Origin of the sequence: Candidatus Hakubella thermalkaliphila (assembly GCF_013281975.1) — a bacterium.
Classification (GTDB): Bacteria; Actinomycetota; Humimicrobiia; order Hakubellales; family Hakubellaceae; genus Hakubella; species Hakubella thermalkaliphila.
The window spans coordinates 1-2,897 of sequence record NZ_BLRZ01000167.1 but is presented as its reverse complement, the minus strand read 5'-3'; the positions used below and the strand labels follow the sequence as shown (position 1 = coordinate 2,897).

General features: G+C 48.4%; 2 protein-coding genes and 2 pseudogenes. All 4 read right to left on the bottom strand.

From position 1 onward, the window contains the following. Nucleotides 1-244 precede the first annotated feature (244 nt). On the bottom strand, nucleotides 245-688 hold the full coding sequence (locus tag HW443_RS14075; protein WP_176231518.1) for a BREX protein BrxB domain-containing protein: 444 nt from the start codon (nucleotides 686-688) through the stop codon (nucleotides 245-247). Next, nucleotides 675-1,343: pseudogene (locus tag HW443_RS10400) on the bottom strand (BrxA family protein); the annotation flags it as partial. The gene HW443_RS14075 and the pseudogene HW443_RS10400, both read right to left, overlap by 14 nt. Before the next feature lie 241 nt (nucleotides 1,344-1,584). Next, nucleotides 1,585-2,622, bottom strand: a pseudogene (gene queA / locus HW443_RS10395) (tRNA preQ1(34) S-adenosylmethionine ribosyltransferase-isomerase QueA). Nucleotides 2,623-2,707: 85 nt separating this feature from the next. Further along, a partial coding sequence (locus HW443_RS10390; protein ID WP_275942767.1) for a Holliday junction DNA helicase RuvB C-terminal domain-containing protein occupies nucleotides 2,708-2,897 on the bottom strand: 190 nt, incomplete at its 5' end.

Here is a 2,897-nt window from a genome sequence, read left to right as displayed (position 1 = left end):
GCTGTCTCCAATCCCATTGCCGACATAGCTCTCTGGAGATAAACCAGCGGCTTTTATCCGGGTTGTTGGCAATCAGTCTTCGGATAAAGAGAATGTCTCTATGGGTTAGGCGACGACCATGGTATACAATATCAAGCTCCATGTGTTATTGTATACCATAAGCTGCTCCAGAATGCAAGTAAAAAATGAGTGTGTTTTTAAAAAATTTTCGCAGCTGTCTGTTCTTCCACAGGATATTGAGCAATTACCCCTCTATAAGGGATAAGAGTGTCGATACGTGGACAAAAGGGAAAAGAGACCCCGCACGAATTAGAAGCGCGCAGTGTGAAACATCTCTTCCTGCTAGCGTTTGAGTGAGTCGACTTACTATCCCTTGAGCTAATTCCCGCTCCAGGTCTTCTGCCACCATTTTTCTATTGCTTTTTTCGGATGCTGCGAAAGATTCGTCGAGACACCCCAATGCCTCAAGAGTATCTATCATCCACTGTGCGAGGGAAAAACATTCTGCTTGAACACCCTTTTGTCTCAACCGAGCATGGAGGTCTTTGAACTCACGTAAGCAAATGAGTTCCAGGCCTGGATCGTATGTGAAAACATAATATGGCACATCTACAATCGGCCTCCGACCCGCAACTGTTGCTAGAATTCGAGACTCCAGGGTGTTGAATCGCTCTTTATCCCAGGGCATTCTCAATCCATTCCTCCACCGACTCATATTTGGGTCTAAGTTCCATGATCTCAGCCGCTCTGGCATAGTAGAGCCAGCCTCTCGCCTGACTTTCGGTCAAAAGGTTCTCCTTTTGCTCTTCCCTAAGTAGGTAGAGAACCCAGATGTCGTGCCCTATGGCCTCCATGTTAGAAAGACCAGCTTGTAAAAGAGCAAACAAAAGAAAGGTGAACGTCTCAACACGAATCCGAGGAGCAGTAAGTTCGGTACTTGGAGCCCGTTTCATGAAGCCAAAATCACGGCAGAAGGCCAAAAATCCGCGTGCCCACCTTCTCTTTAGATAATCAGACCAGCGATCCAGTTCTGGATGAGCTTTGACCTCGCCATCGAGAAACGCTACCACGCCTTGAGAGGTAAGGATTGGATTGGACGAAGTTTCGATCGTTGGCTTGACAAGTTTTAAGAATGTCTGCTTAATTAGGTGGTCTGAGTTAATCAAATATATGTAGATAATCTGAGCCTTTGTAATCTCCGAGATATTAGACATCAAGAATTTCGCAGCAATGTCAGCGCCTGGCAGCTGGGCATTGTTAGAAAAGAAACGGCTCTTAACGGCTTGAATAATCGCATTAATTGTGGCTGATGAGTGTTTCTTGAGGAGATTCTCTTGTATAACACGTTGCCGAACAAGCTGTCAATCACCCAAACGCGCATACTCGGATAACAAGCTGATTGTCTCGGGTATAGCCGAACCTACTCGCTGCAAATTTGCTTTGTACCTGCTACTGGATATTTGTCGAGCTGACGAAATGTCTTTTTGGTTCATTGGAAAACCCCCATGTGAGAAAAGGTAGTCATCCCCGTAAGCGTGCCGGCAGTATGTTTTCCTGGCAGAGGTTTGCCTCTGCGAGGCGGCCTCACTGTATCAGCATAGCATCCCCAAAGCTAAAAAACCTATATCCCTGTTTTTTGGCCTCTTCATAGGCCCTAAGAATTTTGTCCCTTCCGGCGAAAGCCGAGACCATGACCAGAAGGGAGGATCTGGGAAGATGAAAATTGGTTATTATGGCATCCACTATCTGAAATTTAAATCCTGGAACGATATACAGCTCGGTATGACCTTTTTGGGCTGAGACTACCCCATCCTCTTTGGCCGCTGTCTCCAGAGCTCTGACCGTGGTCGTCCCTACGGCCACGATCCTGCCCTCCTCCTGTTTAGTAATATTGATAACCTCAGCAGCTTCCCGGGAAACCTCAAAGTACTCCGAATGAATCTTATGCTCTTCCACGGAGTCTTTTTTAATGGGTCGGAAAGTATCCAGGCCAATATGGAGGATTATGCGTGCTATTCTTATGCCGACTTGGGATATTTTTCTGATCAGATCCTCATCGAAATGAAGTCCCGCGGTGGGCGCAGCCACCGATCCTTCCCGCATAGCGTATACTGTTTGATACCGATCCAGCCCTATGTTGGGGTTATGAATATAGGGAGGAAGAGGGGCCTCTCCGATCCTCTTGAGCACAGGTAGAAGATCAATTTCACCCAGAAACTTCAACATCTTTCGACCTTCCCCTAGATCGGCCTCTACTCTCCCTCTCAACTCATCCCGGGAGGACCTTCCAGCAAAGATGATCTCCGCTCCAGGACGGGCCCTTTTGGCTGGCCTGAGCAGAGCTTCCCAGCTCAGGGGTTTCACCTCCCGGAGAAGCAGAGCTTCAATCCTGGCACCCGTGTCTGCTTTCCGACCCCATATTCTGGCCGGGATGACCTTGGTCTCATTGAGAACCAGGCAGTCGCCCCGCCTCAGTTAAGAAGGGATGTTTCTGAATCTATCATGGACAATTCTGCCCGTTCTTCTGTCCAACACCATGAGCTTTGAAGCAGCTCGATCCTGGAGAGGTACCTGGGCTATGAACTCTTCTGGCAAGGTGTAGTCAAAATCAGAGGTCTTCATCGGGTCTTTCCGTTCCCGATCCTGATCAACTTGTGAGCGCAAGATAGTTTGGAGCTGAGTGTCAAAATGGAGAGAACAATCTCAACTAGAACAGTTTTCCCTTCTCTACCAGGCCCAGGTGCTGATAAGCCCGGCAGGTAGCAATTCTCCCCCGGGGAGTCCTTTGGATAAACCCAACCTGCAAGAGATATGGTTCGTATACATCCTCGAGAGTGATAGTCTCCTCTCCCACGGAGATGGCCAGGGTACCCAGTCCTACTGGCCCGCCCCCAAAC

Coding starts and splice junctions, on each gene's coding strand:
- HW443_RS14075 (WP_176231518.1), bottom strand. CDS start 688: ATGCCCTGGGATAAAGAGCGATTCAACACCCTGGAGTCTCGAATTCTA.